Origin of the sequence: Paraburkholderia sp. Tr-20389, from assembly GCF_017104565.1 — a bacterium.
In the GTDB taxonomy this organism is placed as follows: domain Bacteria; phylum Pseudomonadota; class Gammaproteobacteria; order Burkholderiales; family Burkholderiaceae; genus Paraburkholderia.
Map to the genome: position 1 here is coordinate 1 of NZ_JAAGPD010000097.1, position 6,437 is coordinate 6,437.

The following is a 6,437-nucleotide window of genomic DNA, read 5'->3' on the forward strand; positions in this document are numbered from 1 at the left end:
ACGCTCCACGCTTCCTCCCCACACTCGGTCGCCCTCATGCAGTTGCGCTTCACTTCATTCGCTGTGACCAGCTTATGGCGGGACTTGCACCCGCAGGAGTGCGCCCATGCTGGGCGCACAAAACAAATGGCGATGCCGTCCGGCATCGCCATTCGCCTCCTCTCGACACGGCCGTCGACTACCCGTCGATTACGCGGCCGCGCTTTCCCCCGTTTTTCCAGCGTTATTTCACCAGGTCGCCCTGCACCCATCCTTGCGTGACGCCGATCTGCGCGACCTGTTTCGCCACCGAATCCGCCAGCTTCTTCGCGTCGCTCGTCACGGTGTCGCCCTTGTGCTCCGCGCCGACATGCAGCGCACCGCCTGCCGCCGCCGACGTCGCCACATGACCCGCTGCCGCGCCGACACCCGCCGTCTCCGCGACGCCCGGCATATGGCCGCTGTTCGCATCGGCGTCGAACGTCTGCACCAGTTGCGGCATGCCGCCTGCCGGCTTGTAGAGCACCTGCACGTGCGCCGTCACCTCGCTCTTGCCCGCACCGAGGCCGATCAGTGTGCGGCGGCGATGGTTGCCCGCGTCGATCGAGCCGACCGCGCCTTCGACGATCAGCACGTTCTGGTCGGCAGGCGGCGGCGCATCGGTACGGATCGCGTGCACGCCCATCGATTGCAGTTTCGCCACCACCTGATCCGTCAGCGCGTTGCTCGCTTCGGCGGCTTCCTGGGTCTGTTGCACTTCCTCCGACGAACCCGAGAAGCTCGCGCTCAGCTTGTGGATCAGGCCGCTGTTGTCGAGCTTCACCGACTCCGGGTTGCTCGCGAACGTGTACACGTAGACGTTTTGCGGATTCGCCTGCGTGAGCGTCGAATATTGAGCGGTGTTCGTGACGCTGGCGGCTGCGCAGCCGCTCAGCAGCATCGCGCTGAATGCGAGTGCGGCGGAAGCGCTGCGGAAGGTTTTGCCACGAACGGAGTTGAGAGCTGCAAACATGATGTGAAGTCCTGTCATCGGGTCAGTTGATTGAGCGGATCGTCCGATGATTGGCTTCATGCGAGGCGGCATCGGCGAGTCACAGATGCGTGAATCGCCGGTTCGTTTTGTTGTTGCAGCTCAGCACGCGGAACGCAGTATGGTCGAGCAGCCGTGCAGTGGCTATCGACGAATTATGTCGACTCATGTCATGTCCCGCGCGGCGTTATCCATGACGGTTTCGGGCGATGCGGACGGCGGCAGTCTCGCGTTTTCTTGCCTCTGTCCGCGCATGCGATCGTGCTTCGATTCCAGGCCCAACGCACACGCCGTTGTAATACAACTTGTCCGACATCAAATTCACCGCAGGATATCGCACACACTGTGCAGAATCGCCCTGGTACAGGCTTCCGTTGGATTACAGTCAGCTTGGAGTCTTCACCCCGACGTTGCGCGAGATCGGCGGCAAACTGTCAGACACCGATTATTTGCTTGACAAGTTGCGCGCTGAAAGCGACGATGTCTGACATAGAAAATCGCCGGCAGAACGACCTTGCGTGTTCCGTTCGCCGCGCTGCCCCGACATCAGGAGCGAGACAACGCCATGCCCCAACTCTGCGCCAATCTGACGATGCTCTTCACCGAGCACGATTTTCTGGAGCGTTTTGCGGCCGCGTCGAAGGCCGGCTTCAAGGGCGTCGAATATCTGTTCCCGTACGCGTACGACAAGGCGCAGCTCGCCGCACTGCTGCATCAGCATGGTCTCGAACAGGTGCTGCACAATCTGCCCGCCGGCGACTGGGCGAGCGGCGAGCGCGGCATCGCATGTCTGCCCGATCGCATCGGCGAGTTTCAGGAAGGCGTCGGCGCCGCCATCGACTATGCGCAGGCGCTGGGCTGCAAGCAGGTGAACGTACTCGCAGGCATCGCGCCCGCCGGCGTCGATCCGGACACAATCCGCGAGACCTTCACCGGCAATCTGCGCTTTGCCGCCGCGCAATTGAAGCGCGCCGGCATCCGCCTGCTGGTCGAGCCGATCAATACGTTCGATATCCCAGGTTTCTACGTCAGCGGCACGCAGCAGGCACTCGATCTGATCGACGAAGCCGGCGGCGACAACCTCTTCCTGCAGTACGACATCTATCACATGCAGCGGATGGAAGGCGAACTCGCCGCGACCATCCGCAAGCAACTGCCGCGCATCGCGCACATCCAGCTCGCCGACAACCCCGGCCGCAACGAACCGGGCACGGGCGAAATCAACTACCCGTTCCTGTTCGGCCATCTCGATGCGATCGGCTATGAAGGCTGGATCGGCTGCGAATACAAGCCGCGCTCGACCACCGATGCGGGGCTCGGCTGGACAGCTGCATACCTCTGATTCGCCGGCACTCCGCCAATCATTCATTCACTGCTGCGGCGCGGCGCACCCGCAGCAGTCCTCAACCTCGCGCCAGACACAAGCAGACGCACCGGACGGCATCGCAGGCAGCACACGATGACGGCCATCCGCAGGAGACAAGCAGTGCAACGCAATACGATCAAAGGACTACGCTGGTGGATCATCGGGCTCATCATGCTCGGGACCATCTTCAACTATCTCGCACGCAGCTCGCTGTCCGTCGCCGCGCCGACGCTGACCGAGAAGCTGCACATGACGACACAGCAGTACTCGTACGTCGTCGCGGCCTTCCAGGGCGCCTACACGGTGATGCAGCCCATCGCCGGTTATATCCTCGACTTCGTCGGTCTCAAGATTGGCTTTGCGATCTTCGCGATCGCGTGGGCCGCGTCGAACATGCTGCATGGCCTCGCCACCGGCTGGACCTCGCTCGCGTTCTTCCGTGGCCTGCTCGGCATGAGCGAAGCGGCCATTTTCCCGGCGGGCATGAAGGCGATCAGCCAATGGTTTCCGGCGAAAGAACGCTCGATCGCGACGGGCTGGCTGAACACGGGCACGTCGGTCGGCGCGATGCTCGCGCCGCCCCTCGTCGTGTACTGCATCCTGACCTTCAACTGGCAGATGGCCTTCGTCGTGACGGGCGGCTCGGCGCTGATCTGGGTCGGGCTGTGGCTCGTGTTCTTCCGCAAGCCTGAAGATCACCCGAACCTCTCGACGGACGAGCGCGACTACATCCTGTCCGGCCAGGAGCGCCGGACGCAGGATGCGGCCTCGCGTCCCTCGTGGCGTCACGTGCTGTCGACGCGCCGCTTCTGGGGTATCGCGATTCCGCGCTTTCTCGCCGAACCGGCGTGGCAAACCTTCAACTTCTGGATTCCGCTGTATCTGTTCAGCGTGCGTCACATGAACCTGAAGGAGATCGCGCTGTTCGGCTGGATGCCGTTCCTCGCCGCGGATCTCGGCTGCGTCGTCGGCGGCTATCTCGCGCCGTTCTTCATGCGCCGCTTCAACGCGTCGCTGATCAACTCGCGCAAGCTGGTCATCATCTGCGGCGCGGTGCTGATGGTCGGCCCGGCGTGCATCGGCCTCGCGACCAGCCCGTATGCGGCAATCGCGCTGTTCTGCGTCGGCGCGTTCGCGCACCAGTCCATTTCGGGCGCGCTGTTCACGCTCGCTTCCGACGTCTTCGGTCAGCACGAAGTCGGCACGGCGACAGGTTTCTCGGGCATGTTCGGCTGGCTGGGCGGGATGATCTTCTCGTTGATCGTCGGCGCGTTGGCGGCTACTCTCGGCTATAACCCGCTGTTCGTCTGCCTGATGCTGTTCGACGTGATCGGCGCAACCGTGGCCTGGAAGCTCATCACGCATGGCGAGCCGTCCGCGCCGGCACGCGCTGCCGCGCACGCGGATATCGCCGAACGGCAGACCCCGGGCCGCTGATGTGCTGTACCCCAGCCTGACTGACAACAAGGTTTGATCATGACGAAAAAGATTGCTTTGAGCGGTGCGGGCGGACAGCTTGGCCGCTTCCTGCGTGCCGCGCTGAACGAGCGCGGCGTGAACCTGCGTTCCGCGGCGGGCTCGCGCGCGCTGGAGCCGATGTTCGATGGCGAAGACGTGATGCACGGCGACCTGCGCGATCCCGCCGTCGTCGACCGGCTGATGCAGGGCGCCGACGTGCTGATCCATATGGCGGGCACGAGCGTCGAAAAGCCGCTGCCCGAAATCATCGAGAACAATCTGCGCGGTCTCGTCGAAGTGTACGAAGGCGCGCGGCGGCATGGCGTGCGCCGCATCATCTTCGCGAGTTCGAATCACGCGATCGGCATGTATCCCGTCGAAGACAAGCTCGCGCTGGATTGCGCATTCCGGCCCGATGGCTTCTACGGTCTCAGCAAGGCGTGGGGCGAATCGCTCGCGCGCATGTACTGGGACAAGCATGGCATCGAGAGCGTGTGCATCCGCATCGGCAGCTGCATCGAAAAGCCGACCGAGTTCCGCCATCTGAGCACGTGGCTCGGTCATGACGATTTCCTGCATCTGATCGGCCGCTGCATCAACGTGCCCGGGCTGGGTTTTCAGGTGGTCTGGGGCGTATCGAACAACACGCGCAGCTATTGGGACAATTCGGCGGCGGCACCGCTCGGCTATGAGCCGAAGCAGAACGCGGAAGACTACGCCGGCGAAATCCTCGGCCAGCCCAATCCGCTCGATCCTGTCGCCCAGCGTTATCAGGGCGGCGGCTTCGTGACGATCGACTACACGCCGCCCGAAAAGCGCAACGTCACGCGCTGAGCATTGCGCCGCCCGGCGCACGCCGTGTTGCAAGTCCTTGCAGGTTCCCTTTTGTGGAGAACGCGATGAGGCTTCCGGAGAATCCATTCAAACGCGCACTGCTGGCCGGGCGTCAGCAGATCGGGCTGTGGTCGAGCCTCGCGAGCCATGTGTCCGTCGAAATCCTGGCGGGTTCGGGCTTCGACTGGCTGCTGCTCGACATGGAGCATTCGCCCAACGAACTGCCGATGGTGCACAGCCAGTTGCAGGCATGCGCGGGCACCGCCGCGCATCCGATCGTGCGGCCGCCGTGGAACGACATGGTGACGATCAAGCGTCTGCTCGACAGCGGCGCGCAGACGCTTTTGATTCCCTACGTAGAGACGGAGGACGAAGCACGCGACGCCGTATCGTTCACGCGCTATCCGCCCGAAGGCGTGCGCGGCTATGCGTCGGGTGCGCGAGCTTCGGGCTTTGGACGGATCAAGGACTATCCGCAGCTTTGCGCGAGCGAGTTGTGCGTGCTCGTGCAGATCGAGAGCCGGCTCGGCTTGCAGAATCTGGAGCGGATTGCTGCCGTCGAAGGCGTCGACGGCATCTTCATCGGTCCGGGCGATCTGGCGGCTGCGCTCGGGCATGTCGGCAACATCGGGCATCCCGACGTGCAGGCCACCGTCGACGATACGATCCGGCGCATCGTCGCCACCGGCAAGCCCGCGGGCATTCTCACCGGCGATGAAGCGCTCGCCCGGCATTATGTGGAGCTGGGTTGTCTGTTCACGGCAGTTGGGTCGGATATTGGCCTGCTCGCGCGCAATGCGGAGCAGCTTGCGGCGAGGTTCAAGACGGTTGGGTAGCGGGTTGGCGCGGAGGTCCGCACACGATACTTGCCGTTATCCATCATCTCCACTGGACCTCGGGCCGGCTCGCTGCCTTTGCATCGCGCCGGCCGCCTACCTGGTCATCACCTTTCCCCGCTGCACGTCCACATACTGGAAGCGTCCCCATCGTGAAGGGGGCAAGCGAGCGGCCCGCCAGCGACGCGTGATCTGCGACCCACGGCGGGCTGCTCAATCTCTTGACCATGCATTTGGACGTTTCCATGAAAATCCAAAGTAGTGCTCCCGACGCAGCAAATCATCTTGCCGACCAGAATCAGACCAATCAACCGCCGACACCTCCGCTCGATCCGCTCTTTAACCATCCGCCTCGCCCGACCATCATCGATCATGGCGACGGTTCGCAAAGTTTAGTGGCAACGAACGCGAACGGACGGATCACGCACACCGCGCTTACGGGACCGGACGGGCAAAACCGTGGGGAAGCATCTTTCTCGCCGACGACGGGGCAGTGGCAGAAGATCACATACCGCAACGGGGACGGCAGCAGCACGGAGCTGACCAACAACGGCAACGGCAGTTTTACGACATCGGCGCGCACGCAGATGGGCACTCCCGCACCTGCCGCTGGCGGGATCACACCCTCGTTCGCGAACAGCACTCCGACTATCAACGTCAAGCCGTAGCGAGCGTTAGCGTCACCAGTTCGTCGAGCGAACTGACACGGGCACGGCCATAACGGTGCCCGTGTCACGCGGACGAGTCCCACTCATAAAAAAGCGCCGCAATCGCGGCGCTTTCTACTGCGTCAAAGCAACATCAAACCCGCATCAGAACCGGTGAATGATGCCTGCACCGACACCGACCATGCTGCGCGACGACGAAGGCGTCGAGTTGAAACCATCGCCGATCGTTGCCGTTGCATTGATGATGCTGCGGCCGTTCGTGCCGA

Annotated in this window: 7 protein-coding genes; 6 read left to right on the forward strand and 1 reads right to left on the reverse strand. The window is 63.1% G+C overall.

Translation table 11 applies throughout. The features are described from left to right. Positions 1–223: 223 nt before the first annotated feature. The gene (locus tag G3N95_RS40180) at positions 224–991 is read right to left on the reverse strand and encodes a DUF4410 domain-containing protein (protein ID WP_205975619.1); all 768 of its coding nucleotides are present in this window, start codon (positions 989–991) and stop codon (positions 224–226) included. Between the two features lie 323 nt (positions 992–1,314). Here G3N95_RS40180 and G3N95_RS40185 point away from each other — a divergent pair, with 323 nt between their 5' ends. The 6 genes from G3N95_RS40185 to G3N95_RS40210 all read left to right on the forward strand — a co-directional run bounded on the left by G3N95_RS40185 (position 1,315) and on the right by G3N95_RS40210 (position 6,171). Next, entirely contained in the window at positions 1,315–1,497 is a 183-nt protein-coding gene (locus tag G3N95_RS40185) for a hypothetical protein (RefSeq protein ID WP_205975620.1), read from the forward strand. 77 nt (positions 1,498–1,574) lie between these two features. Then, positions 1,575–2,351 (forward strand): hydroxypyruvate isomerase, encoded by a 777-nt coding sequence (hyi, locus tag G3N95_RS40190; RefSeq protein WP_205975621.1) that lies wholly within the window; start codon positions 1,575–1,577, stop codon positions 2,349–2,351. Positions 2,352–2,468: 117 nt separating this feature from the next. Further along, positions 2,469–3,812: an MFS transporter gene (locus G3N95_RS40195; protein ID WP_241019213.1), complete on the forward strand. Its 1,344-nt coding sequence runs from the start codon at positions 2,469–2,471 to the stop codon at positions 3,810–3,812. 39 nt (positions 3,813–3,851) lie between these two features. Then, entirely contained in the window at positions 3,852–4,667 is an 816-nt protein-coding gene (locus G3N95_RS40200) for an NAD(P)-dependent oxidoreductase (RefSeq protein WP_205975623.1), read from the forward strand. A gap of 65 nt (positions 4,668–4,732) precedes the next feature. Beyond that, entirely contained in the window at positions 4,733–5,503 is a 771-nt protein-coding gene (locus tag G3N95_RS40205) for an HpcH/HpaI aldolase/citrate lyase family protein (RefSeq protein ID WP_205975624.1), read from the forward strand. 221 nt (positions 5,504–5,724) lie between these two features. After that, complete coding sequence (locus tag G3N95_RS40210) at positions 5,725–6,171, forward strand: hypothetical protein (RefSeq protein ID WP_205975625.1); 447 nt, start codon at positions 5,725–5,727, stop codon at positions 6,169–6,171. Positions 6,172–6,437: the final 266 nt, after the last annotated feature.